General features: G+C 70.6%; 22 protein-coding genes. 8 read left to right on the top strand and 14 right to left on the bottom strand.

The window, feature by feature from the left end:
- Nucleotides 1-16: 16 nt before the first annotated feature.
- The gene (locus OHU34_RS09135; protein WP_142266869.1) at nt 17-367 is read right to left on the bottom strand and encodes a DUF6980 family protein; all 351 of its coding nucleotides are present in this window, start codon (nt 365-367) and stop codon (nt 17-19) included.
- Between the two features lie 86 nt (nt 368-453).
- On the opposite strand from OHU34_RS09135, the gene lpdA reads away from it, so the two are divergent.
- The 5 genes from lpdA (at nt 454) to OHU34_RS09110 (ending at nt 5,882) form a co-directional block, all read left to right on the top strand.
- Nucleotides 454-1,866, top strand: a complete 1,413-nt coding sequence (lpdA, locus tag OHU34_RS09130) for a dihydrolipoyl dehydrogenase (protein ID WP_142266870.1) — start codon at nt 454-456, stop codon at nt 1,864-1,866.
- 134 nt (nt 1,867-2,000) lie between these two features.
- A complete protein-coding gene (locus OHU34_RS09125) occupies nt 2,001-3,287 on the top strand; it encodes a hypothetical protein (protein WP_142266871.1) in 1,287 nt (428 codons plus the stop codon).
- Nucleotides 3,284-3,748: a hypothetical protein gene (locus OHU34_RS09120; RefSeq protein ID WP_142266872.1), complete on the top strand. Its 465-nt coding sequence runs from the start codon at nt 3,284-3,286 to the stop codon at nt 3,746-3,748. The genes OHU34_RS09125 and OHU34_RS09120 overlap by 4 nt, the downstream gene beginning before the upstream one ends.
- Nucleotides 3,749-3,863: 115 nt before the next feature.
- Nucleotides 3,864-5,354, top strand: coding sequence for an AlkA N-terminal domain-containing protein (locus OHU34_RS09115; RefSeq protein WP_272493536.1), 1,491 nt, complete (start codon nt 3,864-3,866; stop codon nt 5,352-5,354).
- Between the two features lie 9 nt (nt 5,355-5,363).
- Nucleotides 5,364-5,882, top strand: a complete 519-nt coding sequence (locus OHU34_RS09110; RefSeq protein WP_405765765.1) for a methylated-DNA--[protein]-cysteine S-methyltransferase — start codon at nt 5,364-5,366, stop codon at nt 5,880-5,882.
- 17 nt (nt 5,883-5,899) lie between these two features.
- Here the strand turns inward: OHU34_RS09110 and OHU34_RS09105 are convergent, their stop codons facing one another.
- Nucleotides 5,900-6,634 (bottom strand): SIR2 family NAD-dependent protein deacylase, encoded by a 735-nt coding sequence (locus OHU34_RS09105; protein ID WP_405765762.1) that lies wholly within the window; start codon nt 6,632-6,634, stop codon nt 5,900-5,902.
- Nucleotides 6,635-6,711: 77 nt separating this feature from the next.
- Here OHU34_RS09105 and OHU34_RS09100 point away from each other — a divergent pair, with 77 nt between their 5' ends.
- Nucleotides 6,712-6,912, top strand: a complete 201-nt coding sequence (locus tag OHU34_RS09100) for a DUF2191 domain-containing protein (RefSeq protein ID WP_142266875.1) — start codon at nt 6,712-6,714, stop codon at nt 6,910-6,912.
- Nucleotides 6,913-6,938: 26 nt separating this feature from the next.
- On the opposite strand, the gene OHU34_RS09095 is transcribed toward OHU34_RS09100, so the two are convergent.
- Both OHU34_RS09095 and OHU34_RS09090 read right to left on the bottom strand, forming a co-directional pair.
- Nucleotides 6,939-7,439, bottom strand: a complete 501-nt coding sequence (locus OHU34_RS09095; RefSeq protein ID WP_142266876.1) for an NUDIX hydrolase — start codon at nt 7,437-7,439, stop codon at nt 6,939-6,941.
- A gap of 82 nt (nt 7,440-7,521) precedes the next feature.
- On the bottom strand, nt 7,522-8,610 hold the full coding sequence (locus OHU34_RS09090; protein ID WP_142266877.1) for an ADP-ribosylglycohydrolase family protein: 1,089 nt from the start codon (nt 8,608-8,610) through the stop codon (nt 7,522-7,524).
- 210 nt (nt 8,611-8,820) lie between these two features.
- On the opposite strand from OHU34_RS09090, the gene OHU34_RS09085 reads away from it, so the two are divergent.
- Complete coding sequence (locus OHU34_RS09085; protein WP_230194251.1) at nt 8,821-9,939, top strand: glycerate kinase; 1,119 nt, start codon at nt 8,821-8,823, stop codon at nt 9,937-9,939.
- A 7-nt stretch (nt 9,940-9,946) separates the two neighbouring features.
- Here the strand turns inward: OHU34_RS09085 and OHU34_RS09080 are convergent, their stop codons facing one another.
- The 10 genes from OHU34_RS09080 to OHU34_RS09035 all read right to left on the bottom strand — a co-directional run bounded on the left by OHU34_RS09080 (nt 9,947) and on the right by OHU34_RS09035 (nt 21,503).
- Nucleotides 9,947-10,087, bottom strand: coding sequence for a hypothetical protein (locus OHU34_RS09080; RefSeq protein WP_405765760.1), 141 nt, complete (start codon nt 10,085-10,087; stop codon nt 9,947-9,949).
- A 471-nt stretch (nt 10,088-10,558) separates the two neighbouring features.
- A complete protein-coding gene (gene pssA, locus OHU34_RS09075; protein ID WP_142268143.1) occupies nt 10,559-11,377 on the bottom strand; it encodes a CDP-diacylglycerol--serine O-phosphatidyltransferase in 819 nt (272 codons plus the stop codon).
- A gap of 22 nt (nt 11,378-11,399) precedes the next feature.
- On the bottom strand, nt 11,400-12,056 hold the full coding sequence (locus OHU34_RS09070; RefSeq protein ID WP_020125547.1) for a phosphatidylserine decarboxylase: 657 nt from the start codon (nt 12,054-12,056) through the stop codon (nt 11,400-11,402).
- 171 nt (nt 12,057-12,227) lie between these two features.
- Nucleotides 12,228-13,442 carry an acyl-CoA dehydrogenase family protein gene (locus OHU34_RS09065; RefSeq protein ID WP_020125548.1) on the bottom strand — a complete coding sequence of 405 codons (1,215 nt, stop codon included), beginning with the start codon at nt 13,440-13,442 and terminating at the stop codon, nt 12,228-12,230.
- Between the two features lie 2 nt (nt 13,443-13,444).
- Nucleotides 13,445-13,969, bottom strand: a complete 525-nt coding sequence (locus tag OHU34_RS09060) for a MaoC family dehydratase (RefSeq protein WP_020125549.1) — start codon at nt 13,967-13,969, stop codon at nt 13,445-13,447.
- Nucleotides 13,970-13,974: 5 nt separating this feature from the next.
- A complete protein-coding gene (locus tag OHU34_RS09055) occupies nt 13,975-14,934 on the bottom strand; it encodes a CoA ester lyase (protein ID WP_020125550.1) in 960 nt (319 codons plus the stop codon).
- Nucleotides 14,931-16,958 carry a protein meaA gene (locus OHU34_RS09050; protein WP_142266878.1) on the bottom strand — a complete coding sequence of 676 codons (2,028 nt, stop codon included), beginning with the start codon at nt 16,956-16,958 and terminating at the stop codon, nt 14,931-14,933. Before OHU34_RS09050 ends, OHU34_RS09055 begins: the two co-directional genes overlap by 4 nt.
- A 17-nt stretch (nt 16,959-16,975) precedes the next feature.
- Nucleotides 16,976-18,313, bottom strand: coding sequence for a crotonyl-CoA carboxylase/reductase (gene ccrA / locus OHU34_RS09045; protein ID WP_142268144.1), 1,338 nt, complete (start codon nt 18,311-18,313; stop codon nt 16,976-16,978).
- Between the two features lie 432 nt (nt 18,314-18,745).
- Nucleotides 18,746-19,561: a TetR family transcriptional regulator gene (locus OHU34_RS09040; RefSeq protein WP_200839964.1), complete on the bottom strand. Its 816-nt coding sequence runs from the start codon at nt 19,559-19,561 to the stop codon at nt 18,746-18,748.
- A 136-nt stretch (nt 19,562-19,697) separates the two neighbouring features.
- Nucleotides 19,698-21,503, bottom strand: coding sequence for a 3-hydroxyacyl-CoA dehydrogenase family protein (locus OHU34_RS09035; RefSeq protein ID WP_142266880.1), 1,806 nt, complete (start codon nt 21,501-21,503; stop codon nt 19,698-19,700).
- A 436-nt stretch (nt 21,504-21,939) separates the two neighbouring features.
- Here OHU34_RS09035 and OHU34_RS09030 point away from each other — a divergent pair, with 436 nt between their 5' ends.
- Nucleotides 21,940-22,515 carry an adenylosuccinate lyase gene (locus OHU34_RS09030; RefSeq protein WP_142266881.1) on the top strand — a complete coding sequence of 192 codons (576 nt, stop codon included), beginning with the start codon at nt 21,940-21,942 and terminating at the stop codon, nt 22,513-22,515.
- The last annotated feature ends 188 nt before the right edge of the window (nt 22,516-22,703 follow it).

Genomic DNA, 22,703 nt, shown 5'->3' with positions numbered 1-22,703 from the left:
GCCCGTGTCCAGCGCCTCAGCGAGAACGCGGCAGGTCTTCGCCGGACGACACCGGGTCGGCGACACCTTCCCGCAGCCACCGGTCGTCCTCGAACTCCGGCGGCACCTCGTCCTCCCAGGGATCGATCCCCCGTGCCTCGAGCGCGTCGAACCACCGGTCCCGCTGCGACGGGGGCAGACGCGCGCCGCACCACGGACAGAAGGCGATCTCCCGGGAGGCCGTTCCCCCGTCGTGGACGATCAGCCCGTACTCCCGGAACTTCGGTTCGAACCGCACCAGCGCGTCCGGGCAGGCGAAGACGTCGGGGTGTACCCGGCAGCGCCCGTCGGCCTGGCGGGTCATCTCGGCGCAGCAGTGATCGATCACTCACACATTCTCCCCCTCGGCGCGCGAGAATCGGAACGGCAGCACGCACCACCCGTATCGCACTCCACGGAAAAGGAAACGAATCCATGACCGAGCAGGACGAACGCTTCGACGTCGTGGTCCTAGGCGCCGGTCCGGGCGGCTACGTCGCCGCGGTCCGCGCCGCCCAGCTGGGCAAGCGCGTCGCCGTCGTCGAGGAGAAATACTGGGGCGGCGTCTGCCTGAACGTGGGCTGTATCCCCACCAAGGCCCTCCTGCGCAACGCCGAGCTCGCCCACATCTTCACCCGTGAGGCGAAGACCTTCGGCATCAAGGTCGACGGACAGGTCTCCTTCGACTACGGAGAGGCGTACCGCCGCAGCCGCAAGGTCGCCGACGGCCGGGTCAAGGGCGTCCACTACCTGATGAAGAAGAACAAGATCACCGAGTTCGACGGCCGCGGTGCTTTCGTCGACGACCACACCCTGCGGGTAACCGGTTACGACGGGGAGACCCGCACTCTCGGTTTCGATCACTGCATCATCGCCACGGGGGCCACCCCCAAGCTGCTCCCCGGCACCAAGCGCAGTGCGCGAGTGGTGACGTACGAGGAGCAGATCCTCGCCGACGACCTTCCGCAGTCGATCGTCATCGCGGGCGCCGGCGCCATCGGCATCGAGTTCGCCTACGTCCTGCACAACTACGGTGTCAAGGTCACGATCGTCGAGTTCCTGGACCGGGTCGCGCCCCTGGAGGACGCCGAGGTCTCCGCCGAACTTGCCAAGCAGTACCGCAAGTTGGGTATCGACGTGCTCACCTCCACCCGGGTGGAGTCCATCGACGAGTCCGGCCCGCGGGTCCGCGTCACGGTCACCGGCAAGGACGGCGCCCAGCAGGTCCTGGAGTCCGACAAGGTGCTCCAGGCGATCGGCTTCGCCCCGAACGTCACCGGTTACGGCCTGGAGAACACGGGCGTGCGGGTCACCGAGCGCGGCGCGATCGACATCGACGGCCGCTGTCGCACCTCCGTCCCGCACATCTACGCCATCGGTGACGTCACCGCGAAACTGATGCTGGCGCACGCCGCCGAGGCCATGGGCGTCATCGCCGCAGAGACCCTCGCCGACGCGGAGACCATGGAGCTGGACTACGCCATGATCCCGCGCGCCACCTACTGCCAGCCCCAGGTCGCCAGCTTCGGCTACACCGAGGCGCAGGCGCGGGAAAAGGGTTACGACGTCAAGGTGGCGAAGTTCCCGTTCACCGCGAACGGCAAGTCGCACGGTCTCGGCGACACCACCGGTTTTGTGAAACTGATCAGCGACGCCAAGTACGGCGAGCTCATCGGCGGTCATCTGATCGGCCCCGACGTCACCGAACTGCTCCCCGAGCTGACGCTCGCCCAGCAGTGGGACCTCACCGTCCACGAGGTCGCCCGCAACGTCCACGCCCACCCGACGCTGGGCGAGGCCGTCAAGGAGGCCGTGCACGGCCTGGCCGGGCACATGATCAACATGTAGCGGCCCTCCGCGGGGGCGGGGTCGTTCACCCGAACGGCCCCGCCTCGCTCGCCGCCGCCGCACGGCCGGGATGTGCTGGCATCCACCGGTCCGACCCCGGGCCGGACCCGACCGACGGCGAGGGAGTCTCCGCCATGCCGGAAAGCGGTGTTCCCGCCGACGCGGAGCTGGACGCACTCAGGGCCCGCATCGCGGCCCTGGAGGAGGAGCGCACCCGTCGGCCCACCCACCACCGGGTCCGCTCGATCGTCGCGGTCGTCCTCATCGTCCTCGGCTGCGTCCTCGCCCCGTTGGGCTTGGTGGCGGCCTGGACCTCGAGCATCGTGGGCGACACCGACCGCTACGTCGACACCGTCCGCCCGCTGGCCTCCGACAAGGACATCCAGAACGCGGCCGCCACCCGCGTCACGAACGCGCTGATGGATCGCATCGACCTCACCGCACTCCTCCAGGACGCCGTCCCGGCCCAGCGTCCCCTACTGGAGAAGGCCCTCGGCAGGCTCGGGCCCTCGCTCGAGAGCGCCGTCCGCAGCTTCGTGCACGACAAGGCCCAGGCGGTCGTGGCCTCCGACGCCTTCGAGAGGATCTGGGTCGACGCCAACCGCCGGATCCACAGCTCCGTCGAGAAGGCTCTGACGGGCCGGGGCGGCGGCGCGGTGAAGATCGAGAACGACACGGTGACGGTCGACCTCGCCCCGGTCGTCGACCAGGTCAAACAACGACTGGTCGACTCCGGGATGACCATCGCGGGGAAGATCCCCGAGATCCACACCAACTTCACGGTCGTCGAGTCCGAGGACATCGGCAAGGTCAAGACCTACTTCCGGCTGCTCGAGCTGGCCGGCTTCTGGCTACCCGTCATCGCGGTCCTGCTGGTGGCGGGGGGTGTCCTGCTCTCGGCGCACCGCCGCCGCGTCCTGATCGTCGCCGCGCTCTGTTTCGCCTTCGCCGTGCTCCTGCTGGGCGTCGCGCTGACCGTTTTCCGGGTCGTCTACCTGGACGCTCTCCCGGCCGGTGTCTCCCAGGCGGCTGCCGGGTCCGTGTACGACACGCTCACCCGTTTTCTGCGCACCTCCGTGCGGTCGGTGGTCGCCCTCGGCGTGGTGATCGCCCTCGCCGCCTGGCTGACCGGGCCCGGCCGCCACGCCGCTCTGGTGCGGCGGCTGTGGCACTCGGGCATCGGTGCCGTGCGCGCGACCGCCGACCACGCCGGACTGCGCACAGGACCCGTCGGCCCGTTCGTCGACCGCTACCGCGCCTGGATCACCTGGATCCTGGCCGCGGGAGCCGTCCTGGCCTTTGTCCTGTGGCCGTATCCGACCGGCTGGGTCGTGATCGGCCTCGCCCTCGCCCTGCTCTTCGCGCTGGCGATCGTCGACTTCCTCGCGACCCGGCCCCGCCGAAAGGACAGCCTCGCATGAGCTCGCACTCCCCGACCGGAGAGCCGCACGGTGAGATCGGCACCTCCTGGTCCACGCCCCCCGGCGGCCCGTCCCGGCCCGCCGCGCACGACGGCCTGGCCGGCGGGGTCGTCTTCGCCGGTGTCCTGCTGCTGTGCAGTGGGGTGCTCGCGGTTCTCCAGGGCATCGCGGCCATCGCGGAGGACGACATCTACGCCCGCGTGGGCTCGTACGCCTACGAACTCGACCTCACCGGCTGGGGCTGGATCCACCTCGTCCTCGGCGTCGTCGCGGCGGCGACCGGCGCGGCCCTCCTCAAGGGCGTGACCTGGGCGCGCTTCGCGGGTATCTTCCTCGCCGCGCTCAGCCTGGTCACCCAGTTCCTGTTCCTGCCCTACGAGCCGCTCTGGTCGATCGTGGTCATGGGGATCGACGTGTTCGTGATCTGGTCGCTGGCGTCGTGGCCGGAGCGGACGGGCTGAGGCCGGTACCACCGCCCACCGGCACCGCGGGGGAGCCGGTGGGCGGCGCGGGCCGGGCGAGGTCGATGTCGGATTCTCGCCAGCGCGGGATCGACGACCGGCCGATGCTGGACGCATGCAGAACGGGATGTACACCGATCGCGAGCGCTGCGTGCGCGCCGTGCAGTCCAAGGACGCGCGGTTCGACGGCTGGTTCTTCACGGCGGTCCTGACCACCGGCATCTACTGCCGGCCCAGCTGCCCCGTCGTGCCGCCCAAGCCGCAGAACATGGTCTTCCACCCGAGCGCCGCCGCCTGCCAGCAGGCCGGCTTCCGCGCCTGCAAGCGCTGCCGGCCCGACACCACCCCGGGCTCCCCGGAGTGGAACCAGCGCGCCGACCTGGTCGCCCGCGCCATGCGGCTGATCGCCGACGGCGTCGTCGACCGTGAGGGCGTGCCCGGACTCGCGGCCCGCCTCGGCTACAGCACCCGCCAGGTCGAACGCCAACTCCTCGCCGAACTCGGCGCGGGACCGCTGGCGTTGGCCCGTGCACAGCGCGCGCAGACCGCTCGCCTGCTCATCGAGACGACCGAACTGCCGATGGCGGAGGCCGCGTTCGCGTCCGGCTTCGCCTCCATCCGCACCTTCAACGACACCGTGCGCGAGGTCTTCGCGCTCTCCCCGAGCGAACTGCGCGCCCGGGTACCGCGGAAGAGCCCCTCGGCCCGCCCGGCCACGCCCGGCACGCTCGTCCTGCGCCTGCCCTTCCGGGCCCCGCTCAACCCGGACAACGTCTTCGGGCACCTCGCCGCGACCGGCGTCCCGGGGGTCGAGGAGTGGCGCGACGGCGCGTTCCGGCGCACGCTCCGGCTGCCGTACGGGCACGGCATCGTGGCGCTCACCCCGAACGCCGACCACATCGGCTGCCGCCTCACCCTCAGTGACCTGCGCGACCTCACGGTCGCGATCAGCCGCTGCCGGCGCATGCTCGACCTGGACGCCGACCCGGTCGCCGTCGACGACCAGCTGCGCACGGATCCGCTGCTCGCGCCCCTGGTGGACAAGGCCCCCGGCCGCCGGGTGCCCCGTACGGTCGACGAGGCGGAGTTCGCCGTACGCGCCGTGCTGGGCCAGCAGGTCTCCACGGCGGCCGCCCGCACCCACGCGGCCCGTCTGGTCACCGCGCACGGTGAACCGGTCGACGACCCGGAGGGCGGCCTCACCCACCTCTTCCCGACCGCCGAGGCGCTCGCCGCCGTCGACCCCGACACGCTGGCGATGCCCCGCACCCGCCGCACCACCTTCACCACCCTTGTCGGGCAACTCGCCGACGGAACAATGAACCTGGGCGTGGAGAGCGACTGGCCGAAGACGCGCGCCGCCCTGCTCGCGCTGCCCGGCTTCGGGCCCTGGACGGTCGACGTCATCGCGATGCGCGCCCTCGGCGACCCCGACGCCTTCCTCCCCACCGACCTCGGAATCCGGCGCGCCGCGAAGGAACTGGGCCTGCCCTCCACCCCGGCGGCGCTCACCGCTCGCGCCGCGGGCTGGCGCCCCTGGCGGGCGTACGCCGTCCAGTACCTCTGGGCGACCGACAGCCACCCGATCAACTTCCTCCCCGTGTAAGGAACGTCAGTGAAACAGCATACGATCGTCGACAGCCCGTACGGTCCTCTCACGCTCGTCGCCGACGACGGCGTCCTGTGCGGCCTCTACATGACCGAACAGCGCCACCGCCCACCCGAGGAGAATTTCGGCCCTCGCGACGACACCCTGTTCGGGGACGCGGAGGAGCAGCTGAAAGCCTATTTCTCAGGCGAGTTGAGGGAGTTCAGCCTCGAACTCCGCCTGCACGGAACCCCGTTCCAGCGCTCCGTATGGGACGGACTGCGGAAGATCCCGTACGGCGAGACCCGCACCTACGGCGAACTCGCCGAGGCCCTCGGCAATCCGACCGCCTCCCGCGCGGTGGGCCTCGCCAACGGCAGGAACCCCATCGGCATCATCGTGCCCTGCCACCGGGTGATCGGGGCCGGCGGCGGCCTCACCGGCTACGGCGGCGGCCTGGACCGCAAGCGGCGCCTGCTGGACTTCGAGGGCGGCACCGCCCCCGGCGACACGACCCGCTCACCTGGGGTGACAGGAGCCACCTGAGCTGACAGGGCGTACCGTCAGAGGTCCGTCCGCGTCAGCTCCCGCAACAGCCTCGGCAGCGCCGTCCCGATCGGCTCCCGGACGACGTCGTCGGCGATCTCGTCGTACGGCGTCGGCTCGGCGTTGACGATGACGAGCCGGGCCCCGTGGTCGGCGGCGACGCCGGCCAGCCCGGCGGCGGGCTGGACCCGCAGACTCGTGCCGACGGCGACGAAGACCTGGCAGGCCTTGGTGACGGCGACGGCCTCGCCCAGCACCACCGGGTCGAGCCGCTCGCCGAACATCACCGTGGCCGGTTTCAGGATCCCGCCGCACGCCCGGCACGCCGGGTCCTCATCGCCGGCCTCGACCCGCGCCAGCGCGTCCTCCATCGGCCCCCTGGCGTGGCACCGCGTGCACAGCACACTCCGCGCGCTGCCGTGCAGTTCGAGCACCTTGCGCACGGGCATCCCGGCGAGCTGGTGCAGCCCGTCCACGTTCTGTGTGATCACCCGCACCGGCACCCCGGACCGCTCCAGCTCGGCGACGGCCAGGTGCGCGGCGTTCGGCTCGGCCTCCAGCGCCTGGTTCTTGCGCCGCATCTGCCAGGAGCGCCGCCGGATCTGCGGATCGCCCATGTAGTACTCGTACGTGACGAGCTTCTCCGCCTCGGGATCCTGCCGCCACAGCCCCTGGGGACCGCGGTAGTCGGGGATGCCGGAGTCCGTGGAGACACCGGCCCCGCTGAGGATGGCGACGAGAGGCTTGCTCATGTGTGCGAGCGTAGGGCCGGGAGGAGGGAGGCCGCGAGCGTATATCGCGGCGCCCCGGCCGGTGTTACCGTCCCCGCATGGCCAAGGTCGCTGTCTCGCTCGACGCCGAACTCGTCGTCGAAGTCATGGTGCTCTCCGGTGTGGGCAACCCCCAGGACGCCGTCGAACTGGTCGTGCGCGACTACATCGAGCGCGGCCATCGCACGGAGGCCAGGACCGCCGTCCGGGACGAGGCCCTGCGCGAGGTGGACGGCAGGCCGCGCGACGTCGAGGGCTGAGCGGGCCGGGGCCGGCGGGCCGAGGGTCAGCGGGCGGGACGGCCGTTCTCCAGTTCCGCCGTGGTCGAGCCGTCCGCGAGTGCGTCCAGGGCGGCCAGGACCCGGTGGCCCAGGGCGCCCGGCAGGTAGTCGGTGAGCTCCTCGCGCGGGACGAGCCGCCAGGACAGCAACTCCGACTCCTGGAGCCGGATCGCCTTGCGGTCGTCCGCGTCGAGGACCCCGCCGTCGTACACGTACGCCATCAGCGGCGGCCGGTCCGGGCCGAGCACCCAGTCCACCGCGAGCAGCCGGCCGGGCTCGCGGTCGAGACCGATCTCCTCGAGCGTCTCGCGGCGCGCGGCCTGCCGGGGGCTCTCGCCGGTGTCGGACTCGATCGTGCCGCCCGGCAGCGCCCAACCCGCCCGGTAGTTGGGCTCGACGAGCAGGACCCGCCCCCCGGCGTCCCGGAAGATCGCGGCGGCGCCGGCCAGGACACGGGGCAGGGAGGCGATGTACGCCGCGAAGTCGGGCGTGCCGGGGAGGCTCATCCGGCAAGCGTAAGGGCGGCGAGCGTACGGGCGGCCGGTGAAGGGATGCCGCCAAGGGGTGCCGGGCCGGTCGCGGACCGGCTCAGATCTCCGCCGGGCGGTCCCGCTCCCCGACCAGCCGCAGCGTCCGTCGCGCCAGCTCGCTGATGCGGGCGCCGTCGAAGCCGAACACCGCGCTGCGCACGGTGTCCTCCAGCGGCTCCGTCCACTGCGGCGGGATCGCCGAGGCGCCGGTCAGGACACCGGCCACCGAACCCGCCGTCGCGCCGTTGGAGTCGGTGTCCAGGCCGCCGCGCACGGTGAGCGTGACGGTCCGGGTGAAGTCGCCGTCGCCGTACAGCAGCCCGGCGGTGAGGACGGCGGCGTTCGGGACGGTGTGGATCCAGCCCAGGCCCGCCGTCTCCTCGCTCACCGTGGCGAGCGTGTCCTCCCAGGTCATGCGGGTGTCGTGAAGGGAGGCGACCCGGCGCACGGTCCGGGCGAGCCGGCTGCTCGCCGGGACGACGGCCAGCGCCTCGTCGAGCGCGTGGCGCACCGTCGGCGCGGTGAACGCCGCCGAGATCAGCGCGGCCGCGAACATCGCGCCGTACACGCCGTTGCCGGTGTGCGAGAGCACCGCGTCCCGGCGGGCGAGGGAGGCGGCGCGGCGGGGGAGTCCCGGGCAGGTCCAGCCGTAGACGTCGGCGCGGATCAGGGCGCCGATCCACTCCTGGTACGGGTTGTCGTAGGTCGCCGTCAGCGGCGGCTTCAGCCCGGCCGTCAGGTTGCGGTAGGCGGCCCGCTCGGCGGTGAACGTCTGCAGGTACGGCAGCCGCAGCAGCCACAGGTCGCCGACCTGTTCGGTACTGAAGCCGAAGCCGTGGGTCTCCAGGAGGTCGAGACCGAGGATCGCGTAGTCGACGTCGTCGTCGCGGCAGCTGCCGTGGATGCGGCCGCGCACACACTCCCGCCACTCCGGGCGCAGCCGCAGGCCGTCCTCCTCGGTGGCCGGCTCGGGCAGGTAGTCGGTGAGCGGCAGGGCCGCGGCCCGCCGCAGATAGCGGTCGATGCGCTCGCGCGTCCACAGGTCGCCCTGCTCGACCGGCTTGCCGAGCATGTTGCCCGCGATCCGGCCCAGCCAGCCCCCGAGGACGCGGTCGGCGAGCTCCGGCTCGCCGTCCACAGGGGTCATGGGTCCGGTCTACCCGATTCCGGTGACACCCGCGAGGGCTGCGACGGCCCACAGCCGCCGCTCAGGGTTGTTCCAGGGTCCGGGCACCGCATGACGGCGGGGGCGCCTTCCGGTTAAGGTCGCAGCGGCGCGACTGGCCCCTACGTGCGCGGGGCCCGGAGAGCAAGGGGATGCAAGGTGACGGACGCTCCAGCGCGGGGCACCCGACGGGTGCTCGTGGCCGCGGACAAGTTCAAGGGCTCGCTGACGGCCGTGGAGGTCGCCGAGCGGGTGACGGCCGGGCTGCGCCGGGTCGTGGCGGACCTCGAGGTGGAGGCCCTGCCCGTCGCCGACGGCGGTGACGGAACCGTTGCCGCGGCGGTCGCGGCGGGCTTCGAACGCCGGGAGGTGCGGGTCGCCGGGCCTCTCGGGCAGGAGGTGACCGCCGCGTTCGCGGTACGCGGCGACACCGCGGTCGTGGAGATGGCGGAGGCGAGCGGCCTGCAGCGGCTCCCGGCCGGCGTCTTCGCGCCCCTCACGGCGTCGACCTACGGCTCGGGCGAGCTGTTGCGGGCCGCGCTGGACGCGGGCGTGCGGACGATCGTCTTCGGGGTCGGCGGCAGCGCCACCACGGACGGCGGCGCGGGCATGCTGTCCGCGCTCGGCGCGCGGTTCCTCGACGAGGACGGCGAGCCGGTGTCCCCCGGCGGCGGCGGTCTCGCGGAGCTGGCCCGCGCAGACCTGTCGAAGCTGGATCCCCGGCTGGCCTCCGTGGAACTGGTCCTGGCGAGCGACGTCGACAACCCGCTGACCGGCCCCAAGGGCGCACCGGCGGTGTACGGCCCGCAGAAGGGCGCCTCGCCGGACGACGTCGAGACGCTGGACGCGGCGCTCACCCATTACGCGGAGGTACTGGAGACGGCGCTCGGGTCGAAGGCGGCGGAGTACGCCGCCGCACCGGGCGCCGGCGCCGCGGGCGGCATCGGCTACGGGGCGCTGCTCGTCGGCGCCCGCTTCCGCGCAGGCATCGAGGTCATGCTCGACGTGCTGGGCTTCGCGCCGGCGCTCGAGCGGGCCGAGCTGGTGATCACCGGCGAGGGCTCGCTGGACGAACAGACCCTGCACGGCAAGGCCCCCGCGGGCGTCGCCGCGGCAGCCCGGGCGGCCGGCAAGGAGGTCGTCGCCGTCTGCGGCCGCCTCGCCCTGCCCCCGGCGGAGCTGGGCCGGGCCGGCATTCGCCGCGCCTATCCGCTGACGGACGCCGAACCGGACGTCGCCCGGTGTATATCGGACGCCGGGCCGATCCTGGAGCGGGTGGCGGAACAGATCGGCCGCGACTTCCTGAGCTGAGCGGGGGCTACGGCAGGGGGATCAGTTCGCCGTCGGTCTCCCTGAAGCAGCTGCCGTTGGCGAGGCCCTCCACCTTGCTGTTCTTGAACCACTGCTTCGAGAAGCCTGCCGGCGAGGGGGTCGTCCTGTACGCAGGCGTCCCACGCACGCTCCTCGATGCCGGGCTCCCACAGGGCGGGGGTGCTCGCCAGCGACGACTTGAACCCCGTCCTGCCGGTGACATGCATGGGGAAGCCGAACAGATCGAATCGGCTTGTCCAGGCCGGGCACCGCCCTGATGTACTTGACCACCGCTTCGAGCTCCGCAGCCTCGCTCTCCGCATTGTCCAGCTCGTGCGGGTACGGGGGCAGGGCCGCGCAGGGTTCCGGAAGCGGACGGGGGACGAGGACCGCCTGTTGCTGCGCCGGGTTGGCGTTGCAGGGCTCGTCCATCACCTTCGGGCGTGGCGAGCGGCCGGACCCCTGGAGATCCATGATGAAGACGTCGTAACCGTCCTGCGCGAGTTCCTGGGCCCAAGTCGACGAGGCAAGGGCAATACCTCGGACGCCCTTGAACGTGAAACGGGTGTGGCCCGGACCATGGAGGTCCGGGCCACACCCGTCAGCGGTCGGGCGAGGGTCAGGGCAGCTGTGCCGCCCGCGCCTCGCGCCGGTTGCCGCGGAAGTTGTTCACTCGGCGGGCCGTGGCGAACAGGGGGATGACCGCGCCCATGACGAGCTGCAGCGCGCAGCCGGTCTGGAGCAGGAGCTGACCGCTCGGGGCGTCGAACGCCCAGGCCGCCAGCAGGCCCATCGACAGCACGATCCAGGTGAGCATCGCGCCGGCGAGGCGGCCCCGCGGCTTCGGGTACTCGACCCGGCTCACCATCAGCCAGGCGGTGCCGATGATCGCCATGAGCGTGGCGACGAACGGCAGCTCGAGGAGCACGATCGAGACGACCGTCAGCGCGCCGAACGGCGACGGCATGCCCTGGAAGGTGCCGTCCTTGACGGTGACGCACGAGAATCTCGCGAGCCTCAGCACCACCGCGAGCAGCACCACGATCGCCCCGACCGCCGCCACCCGCTGGTGGGCGTCGTCGGCGACCATGCCGTAGACCAGGACGAAGTACGCCGGGGCCAGACCGAAGCTGATCAGGTCCGAGAGGTTGTCCAGTTCCGCGCCCATCGGGGAGGAGCGCAGCTTGCGTGCGACCAGGCCGTCGAACAGGTCGAAGACCGCCGCGCACAGCATCAGGATGACCGCCGTGGCCGCGCTGTGGCGGGCCATGCCGGATTCCTGGCTGCCGGTGAGGTGCGGGATCAGGATGCCGGTGGTGGTGAAGTACACCGCCATGAAGCCGCACGTTGCGTTGCCGAGGGTGAGGGTGTCCGCTATCGACAGGCGGAGAGAGAGGGGCATCTCCTCCTCTTCGTCCACCTCGTCGGCCTCGGGCACCCAGCCCGCCTGGGTCTCCGGGTCAATCACGGTCAATGCGAGTCACCCCTGCCACGGTCTTCTGCCCCACCTCGACCGCGACGTCCACGCCCTCGGGGAGGTAGATGTCGACACGCGAACCGAAGCGGATCAGGCCGATCCGCTCGCCCTGCTCGACCTTCGTGCCCTCGGGGATGTAGGGGACGATGCGGCGGGCGACGGCTCCGGCGATCTGGATCATCTCGATGTCACCGAGCTCGGTGTCGAAGTGCCAGACCACGCGCTCGTTGTTCTCGCTCTCCTTGTTGAACGCCGGCACGAACCCGCCGGGGATGTGCTCGACCGACGTCACGGTGCCCGCCAGCGGCGCGCGGTTGACGTGGACGTTGAGCGGGCTCATGAAGATCGCGACCCGGGTGCGTCCGTCCTTCCACGGCATGATGCTCTGCACCACACCGTCGGCGGGGGAGATGACCCGGCCCGAGGCGATCTCGCGCTCGGGGTCGCGGAAGAACCACAGCATGCCCGCCGCGAGAGCGGTGGCGGGCACGGCGACGGCCTTGGCGGCGCCCGAGCGGCGGGCGCGCAGCAGGCTGACGGCTGCGGTGGCGACGGTCGGCAGAAGCCACGGCGATGCTCCGCGCGCGAGGCGTGCGCCTACCAGGCTGTCGCGGTGTGCAGAGGTTTGGCTGTGGGGCATGGATGACCTTCGTAGCGGATGATGCCGCGCTTCGACGGGGGGGACGGCGGCTTTCCGCGATCGTAGCGGTTCGGGGCCACAACTGGGTAAGCAAGGAAGCCGAGTCGACGGCAGAGGGAAGTTGACGGGGTGTGATCTTCTTCTCGAAGAAAACACCCCCAACCCGGACAATCAGCCCTGGAACCGGTACTCCTCGAGCAACCTGCGCCCGATGATCATTTTCTGGATTTCTGCGGTGCCTTCACCGATCAGCAGCATCGGGGCCTCGCGGTAGAGGCGCTCGATCTCGTACTCCTTGGAGAAGCCGTAGCCTCCGTGGATCCGGAAGGCATCCTCCACGACCTCCTTGCAGTACTCGGAGGCGAGGTACTTCGCCATCCCTGCCTCAAGGTCGTTTCGTTCCCCGGAGTCCTTTTTGCGTGCGGCGTTCACCATCATGGCATGGGCGGCCTCGACCTTGGTAGCCATCTCGGCGAGCTTGAACTGGATCGCCTGGTGCTGGGCGATCGGCTTGCCGAAGGTGTGGCGCTGCTGGGCGTACGAGACGCCCAGCTCGAAGGCACGCTGGGCGACGCCGCAACCACGGGCCGCGACATTGACGCGACCCACCTCGACCCCGTCCATCATTTGGTAAAAACCTCGGCCGGTGACCCCGCCGAGCACGCGATCGGCGGGAAGGCGCAGGCCATCCATGATCATCTCGGTGGTGTCCACCCCCTTGTACCCCATCTTGTCGATCTTGCCCGGGATGGTCAGGCCGGGGCGGACCTCACCGAAGCCGGGCTCCTTCTCGATCAGGAAGGTCGTCATCGACTTGTGCGGCTTGGCGGCCGCCTCCTCGGGGGAGTGTCCTTCGTCACTTCGGACCAGAACGGCCACCAGCGACGACGTGCCGCCGTTCGTCAGCCACATCTTCTGGCCGTTGAGGACGTACTCGTCGCCGTCCTTCACCGCCTTCGACGTGATCGCGGACACGTCCGAGCCGAGAGCCGGCTCCGACATGGAGAAGGCGCCGCGGATGTCGCCGGCCGCCATCCTCGGCAGGTAGTGGTCCTTCTGCTCCTGGGTGCCGTGCTGCTTGAGCATGTACGCCACGATGAAGTGCGTGTTGATGATGCCGGAGACCGACATCCACCCGCGGGCGATCTCCTCGACGCACAGGGCGTACGTCAGGAGCGACTCGCCCAGACCGCCGTACTCCTCGGGGATCATCAGGCCGAACAGGCCCAACTCCTTGAGGCCGTCGACGATCTGCTGCGGGTACTCGTCGCGGTGCTCCAGCCCGGTCGCGACCGGGATGATCTCCTTGTCCACGAAGTCGCGGACGGTGGAGAGGATCTCCTGCTGGATGTCGGTCAGACCGGCGGTCTGGGCGAGGCGCGCCATGGCTACTTCTCCGTCTTTTCCGAAGGGTCGTTCAGCTCCGGGCGGCCCGGCTGCTCGCCGCCGCGCTCCTTGATGTACGTCTCGGTCGGCACCATCACCTTGCGGCGGAACACGCAGACCAGGGTGCCGTCCTGCTTGTAGCCCTTGGTCTCGACGTAGACGATCCCGCGGTCGTTCTTCGACTTCGACGGCCACTTGTCGAGCACGGTCGTCTGCCCGTAGACCGTGTCACCGTGGAAGGTCGGCGCCACGTGCCTGAGCGACTCGATCTCCAGGTTGGCGATCGCCTTGCCCGAGACGTCCGGCACGGACATGCCGAGCAGCAGTGAGTAGATGTAGTTGCCCACGACGACGTTCTTGCCGAAGTCGGTCGTCTTCTCCGCGTAGTTGGTGTCCATGTGGAGCGGGTGGTGGTTCATGGTGAGGAGACAGAACAGGTGGTCGTCGTACTCCGTGACCGTCTTGCCCGGCCAGTGCTTGTACGTCGCCCCGACCTCGAACTCCTCGTAGGTGCGTCCGAACTGCATGGCGCTCAGCCCTCCGGGATCTCGAACTTGCTGGTGCGCTGCATGCCGGCGGCACGGCCCTTGCCGGAGATGACGAGCGCCATCTTGCGGCTGGCCTCGTCGATCATCTCGTCGCCGAGCATCGCCGAGCCCTTCTTGCCGCCCGCCTCGGACGTGTAGTAGTCGTACGCGTCCAGGATCAGCTCGGCGTGGTCGAAGTCCTCCTGCGACGGCGAGAAGATCTCGTTGGACGCCTCGACCTGGCCCGGGTGCAGCACCCACTTGCCGTCGAAGCCGAGGGCCGCCGCGCGTCCGGCGACCTCGCGGTAGCCGTCGACGTTGCGGATCTGGAGGTAGGGGCCGTCGATCGCCTGGAGGTCGTTGGCGCGGGCGGCCATCAGGATCTTCATGAGGATGTAGTGGTAGGCGTCCGCCGGGTAGCCGGGCGGCTGCTCGCCCACGACCAGCGACTTCATGTTGATCGACGCCATGAAGTCGGCCGGGCCGAAGATGATCGTCTCGACGCGCTGGGAAGCCGTGGCGATCTCGTTGACGTTGTTGAGGCCCTGCGCGTTCTCGATCTGCGCCTCGATGCCGATGCGGCCGACCTCGAAGCCCATGGTCTTCTCGATCTGCGTCAGGAGCAGGTCCAGCGCGACGACCTGCTGGGCGCTCTGCACCTTCGGCAGCATGATGCAGTCGAGGTTGGGTCCGGCACCCTCGACCACCGTCACGACGTCGCGGTACGTCCACTCGGTCGTCCAGTCGTTGACCCGGACCACCCTCGTCTTGCCCGTCCAGTCGCCCTCGTTGAGGAACTTGACGATGGTGTGCCGCGCCTCGGGCTTGGCGAGCGGCGCGCACGCGTCCTCGAGGTCGAGGAAGACCTGGTCCGCCGGGAGACCCTGCGCCTTCTCGAGGAAGCGGGGGTTGCTGCCCGGGACCGCGAGACACGAGCGGCGGGGACGCAGACGGTTGACGGTCATGCGGGGACCTCCAGGGGGTCGAGCTTGTTCGCTTTCCGGATCTCGTCGACGATGCGGCCGATGATTCCGGTGATGTCGAAGTCCTTCGGGGTGAAGACCGCGGCCACGCCGGCAGCCCTGAGCTGTTCGGCGTCTCCATTCGGGATGATGCCACCGGCGATCACCGGGATGTCTGTGGCACCGGCCACACGCAGCCGTTCGAGGACGTCAGGCACCAGCTGGGCGTGCGAGCCGGAGAGGATGGACAGGCCGACGGCGTGCACGTCCTCCTCCAGCGCGGCGTCCACGATCTGCTCGGGCGTCAGCCGGATGCCCTGGTAGACCACCTCGAAGCCGGCGTCCCGCGCGCGGACGGCTATCTGCTCGGCGCCGTTGGAGTGCCCGTCCAGGCCCGGCTTGCCGACCAGGAAGCGCAGCTTGCCGACGCCCATGTCCTTCGCGGTCACATCGACCCGGCGGCGGACGTCGGCCATGGCCGAGCCCTCCTCGGCCGGGACGGCCACCGGCGCCGACGACACCCCGGTCGGGGCGCGGAACTCGCCGAAGACCTCGCGCAGCGCCCCGGCCCACTCGCCGGTGGTGACGCCGGCCCGGGCGCACTCCAGGGTGGCCTCCATGAGGTTGGCGGTGCCCTTCGCGGCCTCCTTCAACTTCTCCAGCGCCTTGCACGGGCGCGGGTGGTTGAAGGGCGGCTGGTAGCGCGTGTCGCGCCAGTTCTCCAGGGAGGCGATGACCCGGGCCTCGACCGCCGGATCGACCGTCTGGATGGCCGTGTCGAGATCCGCGGTGAGCGGGTTGGGCTCGGTCGTCTCGAAGACGTTGACGCCGATGATCTTCTCCTGCCCGGACTCGATCCGGGCCCGGCGCTCGGCGTGCGAGGAGACGAGCTGCGACTTGAGGTAGCCGGACTCGACGGCGGCCATCGCGCCGCCCATCTCCTGGATGCGCTCGATCTCCGTGAGGGACGCCTCGACCAGCTCGCCCACCTTGGCCTCGATGACCTTCGAGCCCTCGAAGATGTCCTCGTACTCCAGCAGGTCGCTCTCCAGGGCGAGCACCTGCTGGATGCGCAGCGACCACTGCTGGTCCCAGGGGCGGGGCAGGCCGAGGGCCTCGTTCCAGGCGGGCAGCTGCACGGCACGCGCGCGTGCGTCCTTGGACAGCGTCACGGCGAGCATCTCGAGGACGATCCGCTGGACGTTGTTCTCCGGCTGCGCCTCCGTCAGCCCCAGGGAGTTGACCTGGACGCCGTAGCGGAAGCGGCGCTGCTTGGCGTTCTCGATGCCGTAGCGCTCGAGGGTGATCCGGTCCCAGATGCGGCCGAAGGCGCGCATCTTGCACATCTCCTCCACGAAGCGGACGCCCGCGTTGACGAAGAAGGAGATACGGGCGACGACCTCGCCGAACTTCTCGGCCGGCACCTGTCCGGAGTCGCGGACGGCGTCCAGCACGGCGATCGCCGTGGACATCGCGTAGGCGATCTCCTGGACCGGCGTGGCCCCGGCCTCCTGCAGGTGGTAGCTGCAGATGTTGATCGGGTTCCACTTCGGGATGTGGGAGACCGTGTACGCGATCATGTCCGTGGTGAGACGCAGGCTCGGCCCCGGCGGGAACACGTGCGTGCCCCGGGACAGGTACTCCTTGACGATGTCGTTCTGGGTCGTGCCCTGGAGCAGGGTGATGTCCGCGCCCTGCTCCTCGGCGACGACCTGATAGAGCGCCAGCAGCCACATGGCGGTGGCGTTGATCGTCATCGAGGTGTTCATCTGCTCCAGGGGGATGTCCTGGAACAGCCTGCGCATGTCACCGAGATGGGCCACCGGCACGCCGACCCGGCCGACCTCGCCGCGGGCGAGGACGTGGTCGGAGTCGTAGCCGGTCTGGGTGGGCAGGTCGAACGCGACCGACAGACCCGTCTGGCCCTTGGCGAGGTTGCGCCGGTACAGCTCGTTGGACGCCTCGGCCGTGGAGTGACCGGCGTACGTGCGCATGAGCCACGGCCGGTCCTTCTGACGCTCAGTCATCTATGACCCCGGGTGTCTCAGATGTTGCGGAAGCGGTTGATGGCGTCGATGTGCTGGGCGCGCTTCTCCTCGTCGCGCACACCCAGACCCTCCTCGGGGGCCAGCGCGAGAACGCCGACCTTGCCCTGGTGGAGGTTGCGGTGCACGTCGTAGGCGGCCTGGCCGGTCTCCTCCAGCGAGTAGACCTTCGACAGCGTCGGGTGGATCTTGCCCTTCGCGATCAGCCGGTTGGCCTCCCAGGCCTCCCGGTAGTTGGCGAAGTGCGAGCCGATGATCCGCTTCAGGGACATCCACAGGTAGCGGTTGTCGTACTCGTGCATGTAGCCGGAGGTCGAGGCGCAGGTGGTGATGGTGCCGCCCTTGCGGGTGACGTAGACCGAGGCGCCGAAGGTCTCGCGACCGGGGTGCTCGAAGACGATGTCGATGTCCTCGCCGCCGGTGAACTCGCGGATGCGCTTGCCGAAGCGCTTCCACTCCTTCGGGTCCTGGGTCCGCTCGTCCTTCCAGAACTTGTAGCCCTCGGCGTTGCGGTCGATGACCGCCTCGGCGCCCATGGCCCGGCAGATGTCGGCCTTCTCGGGGGAGGAGACGACACAGATCGGGTTGGCGCCGCCGGCCAGCGCGAACTGCGTGGCGTAGCTGCCGAGTCCGCCGCTGGCGCCCCAGATCAGGACGTTGTCGCCCTGCTTCATGCCGGCGCCGTTGCGGGAGACGAGCTGCCGGTAGGCGGTGGAGTTGACGAGGCCGGGGGCCGCCGCCTCCTCCCACGACAGGTGGTCCGGCTTCGGCATCAGCTGGTTGGACTTGACCAGGGCGATCTCCGCGAGGCCGCCGAAGTTGGTCTCGAAGCCCCAGATGCGCTGCTCGGGGTCGAGCATCGTGTCGTTGTGGCCGTCCGACGACTCCAGCTCCACGGACAGACAGTGCGCGACGACCTCGTCGCCCGGCTTCCAGGCGTTGACGCCCGGGCCGGTGCGCAGGACGACGCCCGCGAGGTCGGAGCCGATGACGTGGTACGGCAGGTCGTGCCGCTTGGTGAGCTCGCTGAGCCTGCCGTAGCGCTCCAGGAAGGAGAACGTCGACACCGGCTCGAAGATCGAGGTCCACACGGAGTTGTAGTTGACCGAGGAGGCCATGACGGCCACCAGGGCCTCGCCCGGACCGAGCTCGGGCAGGGCCACCTCGTCCAGGTGGAGGGACTTGCGGGGGTCCTTGTCGCGGCTCTCGAGGCCGGCGAACATCTCCGCCTCGTCCTTGTGCACGGTGATCGCGCGGTAGGACTCGGGGAGCGGCAGAGCGGCGAAGTCGTCCGGTGTCGAGTCCGGCGACTGGATCGCGTCCAGGATCTTCTGCATGGTCACGGTGTTGCCTCCGGCGGTGAGCGCCCTGAGGGCGGGGCGCTGAGGGTTACGTCGGTTGCTGCTGAGGGTTGGGGGTGTACGTGCCGTCGGTTCGGCGGATGTGCTGTTCGGCAGCGCTTTGTGGCGCGGGAGGTTGCCTGTGACGCAGGCGTCCGGGCGCGCAAACCATGAGCTTGCGGGGACAGCCGACGTACGAAAGGTCTCTGCACGCCGGCCGCCCGGACACCTTCAACGTATGACACCGCGTGTCACCCCGCAAGGCACTGAGTGCCAGAACTTGGTCTCAGCTGAAATCTTTACGTAACAAATGAGCGATGATCGATCGAACGGGCTCTGAAATGTGCGCGAAAAGGGCCTCTGACATGCCAAAACGGCCACCCGGTGGGGTGGCCGTCGTCACAGCGTGAAAGGGGTTCCGAGGGGTGCTCAGCGCTCCTTGAGAGCCTGCTCGATGGTGCGCATGACCTCGTCCAGCGAGGCGTCGGTACGGGCGACCGTCACCAGGACCTCGCCCTGGGCGGAGACCGCCGCCGGGGCCGGCTGAGGGGCGCCGGCGCTGCTGCGGCCGGCTCCGATACCCGTCCCGAACGTCTTCCGCACGATCGCGAAGGCATGGTCGAGCTGGGTCTCGACGTCGCCCTGGCCGCCGGCTCTGAGCCAGCGCCGCAGCACGTGGTTGTGGGCGGTGACCACGGCGGAGGCGGCGACCTCGGCGAGCAGCGGATCGTCGTTGGCGTCGTCGTCGTGGGCGTGCTCGTCGAAGTGCCCGAGGAGGTAGCGGGTGAAGAGGCGCTCGTAGCGGGCCACCGACGCGATCTCCGCCTCGCGCAGCGTGGGCACCTCACGCGTCAGCTTGTAGCGGGCGACCGAGATCTCCGGCCGGGCCGCGTACATCTTCATGACCTCCTTGATCCCACGGCACACCGTGTCGAGCGGATGCTCGTGCGCCGGGGCCGCGTTGAGCACGGCCTCCGCCCGGATCAGGGTGTCGTCGTGGTCGGGGAAGATCGCCTCTTCCTTGGAGCGGAAGTGGCGGAAGAAGGTCCGGCGGGCGACTCCGGCCGCGGCCGCGATCTCGTCGACGGTGGTCGCCTCGTACCCCTTGGTCGCGAACAGCTCCATCGCCGCCGCCGCCAGTTCTCGGCGCATCTTGAGTCGCTGGGCCGCCGCGCGGCTGCCCGCGGCGCTCTCCGGCGCGTCGGGCGTGGCTGGTGTACGTGAGGACCTGGCGGGCTGGGGCATGACCCGAACGTACTGCATGTGCGCAGCTCGGTGCGCCTGTCCGGGGTATCCCCCGCCCTCGGCGGGCGGGGGCCCGAGGGCGGGGTCGAGCAGCCCGCCCCAGTCCTCGTCCGTGCGGAGCCGGTCGCCGATACCGTCAGCGGCGGGCATATTCGCGGAAGCCGCGGCCGGTCTTGCGGCCGAGGCAGCCCGCGGCCACCAGGTGCTCCAGGAGCGGGGCCGGGGCCAGTCCCGGGTCCCGGAACTCGCGGTGCAGCACCTTCTCGATCGCCAGGGAGACGTCGAGTCCGACGACGTCCAGCAGCTCGAAGGGGCCCATCGGGTAGCCGCCGCCCAGCTTCATCGCCGCGTCGATGTCGTCGAGGGACGCGTAGTGCTCCTGGACCATCTTGATCGCGTTGTTGAGGTACGGGAAGAGCAGCGCGTTCACGATGAAGCCCGCGCGGTCCCCGCAGTCCACCGCGTGCTTCTTGATCCGCCCGCAGACCTCGCGGACCGTCGCGTGGACGTCGTCGGCCGTCAGCACCGTACGCACGACCTCGACCAGCTTCATCGCGGGCGCCGGGTTGAAGAAGTGCATCCCGATCACGTCCTGCGGGCGCGAGGTGGCGCGGGCGCAGGCGACCACCGGCAGCGAGGAGGTCGTCGTGGCGAGGACCGCGCCGGGCTTGCAGACCTTGTCCAGGGTCGCGAACAGCTGCTGCTTGACCTCCAGGTCCTCGGCGACCGCCTCGAGCGCGAGGTCGACGTCGGCGAAGGCGTCGTAGGAGCCGGCCGGGGTGATCCGGTCCAGGATCTGCGCGGCGGCCTCGGCGGTCAGCCGGCCCTTGTCGACCGAGCGGGACAGCGACTTGCCGATCCGCGCCTTGGCGGTCTGCGCCTTCTCCTCGCTGCGGGCGGCGAGGACGACGTCGTAACCGGCCTTGGCGAAGACCTCGGCGATACCGGAGGCCATGGTGCCGGAGCCGGCGACACCGACCGAGCGGACCGGCCGGCCGGGGGCCCCGCCGTCGCCGGACAGGGGTGTCAGCGCGTCCGGGACGACCGTCGCGCTGTTCGGGGCGTCGTAGGTGTAAAAGCCGCGGCCCGACTTACGGCCGGTCAGGCCCGCCTCGCTGAGCTGCTTGAGGATCGGCGCGGGGGCGTGCAGCCGGTCGTGGGACTCGGCGTACATGGCCTCCAGGACCGTACGGGCCGTGTCCACGCCGATCAGGTCGAGCAGGGCGAGCGGGCCCATCGGCAGTCCGCAGCCCAGCCGCATCGCGGCGTCGATGTCCTCACGGGAGGCGTACCGGGCCTCGTACATCGCGGCGGCCTGGTTGAGGTAGCCGAACAGCAGGCCGTCGGCGACGAAGCCGGGGCGGTCGCCGACCGCGACCGGCTCCTTGCCGAGGTCGAGGGCGAGGTTGGTGACGGCGGTGACGGCGGTGGGCGCGGTCAGCACCGAGGAGACGACCTCGACCAGCTTCATGGCCGGCGCCGGGTTGAAGAAGTGCAGGCCCAACACCCGCTCCGGACGCGCCGAGTCGGCGGCGAGCCGGGTCACGGAGAGCGCGTTGGTGCCGGTGGCGAGGATGGTCTCGGGCCGCACCAGCCCGTCCAGCTCGCGGAAGATCTGCTGCTTGATCTCGTACGACTCCGGCGCCACCTCGATGACGAGGTCGGCGTCGGCCGCCGTGCGCAGGTCGGTGGAGACGCGGACCCGGGCCAGGATCGCGGTGCGCTCCTGCTCGGTGAGCCGGCCGCGCTGCACGGCGCGGGCGGTGGAGGCCTCCACCGCGGCGAGGGACCGCGCGGCCTGGGCCTCGCTGATGTCGATGCCGATCACCTCGCGCCCGGCCTTCGCCAGGACCTCGGTGATGCCGGTGCCCATGGTGCCGAGGCCGATGACGGCGATCGTCCGGAGCGGGGACAGAGGGGTGTCGGACAGGGGAGCGACCATCGCGGGACTCCAGAAATGAGGTGACGACTGGGAACGCCCCCGGGTGCGCCGAGCGGCCTCTGCGAGGCCCGGGCGCACCGGGTGCGGTGAAGGATTTGCGGGTGTTGCCGGGCTGACGAGCGCACACGCCCGGTGCCGTCGCCGAGGGCGCGCACACGCCCGGAGCGAACGGGAGATCCGACCGGCCCTGTCCCGAGGCCGGGTCGTACAGCGGTACAGGTGGTACCGAACCGACTTCTCGCGGCGACTGCGTCACCAGGCCACCACGAGGAGGTGAAGCGAGTGATTGACTCGCTCGTATGAGCTTAACCGGTGGGTAACGAGCGCGCCAGCCCCAGGGACTGTGACCTGTTTCGCTCGAACGTCCCCACCCGGCCGGGCGGGCCGAGTGCCCGGTTCGCGCCTCCGCGCGCAGCGCAGCCCCTACGCTCGGCACATGGACGAAGAGTTGCGATCACTCACGGAGCGCTTACGGCGCGAGTCCGGCGCGACGGCGGCCTACGAGCAGCTGGAGCGTACCGCGGACCACGACGAACTGGCGGGCGTGCTCACCGAGTCGGGGCAGCCCCTCTGGGCCCGCGAGCTGGCCGCGTTCCGGCTGGGCTGCGCCGGGGACCGGCGCGCCTTCGAGGCGCTCGTCCTGCTGCTCAACCACCGGGATCCGCCGCGCTGCGCCTCCGCCGCCCACGCGCTGGCCCGGCTCGACGATCCCCGCACCGCCCGCGCCGCGGCCGCCCTGGCCACCAACGAACTGCGTGTCGCCTACGCCCTGCACCCCGTCCGGCTGCTCGTGGAACTGCGCGCACCCGAGTCCGTACCCGCGCTGATCACGACCCTGCGGCGACGCCTGAGCCCGCACGACCCCCACCGCCGCGTCGCCCTCGCCTGCGTGGATGGACTGGGCGTCCTGGCCGACGGCCGCGCCCGACCGGTACTCAACGACGCCCTGGCCCACCCGGCACTGGCGGAGGCGGCCGTACACGCGCTGGCGCGGATTCCCAAGCAGCGCTGAGCCGCCGCCGGACCGCGGACGCCGCGTCGGACGCCGCGTCCGGCGCCCGACCCGGCGTCCGCGGTCCGCACGCACGCGGAATCCGGGCGCGCTCAGGCATGACGGCCTGTCGTCCATTAGTTCGAGATTCGAATATCTTCGCGATGGGAAGATCGCCTTCCGCCGGACTGCAGAGGGGTGGCGCGCCC

This window comes from Streptomyces sp. NBC_00080, from assembly GCF_045041255.1.
GTDB classification, from domain to species: domain Bacteria; phylum Actinomycetota; class Actinomycetes; order Streptomycetales; family Streptomycetaceae; genus Streptomyces; species Streptomyces coriariae.
This window is presented reverse-complemented; position numbering and strand designations above follow the sequence as displayed.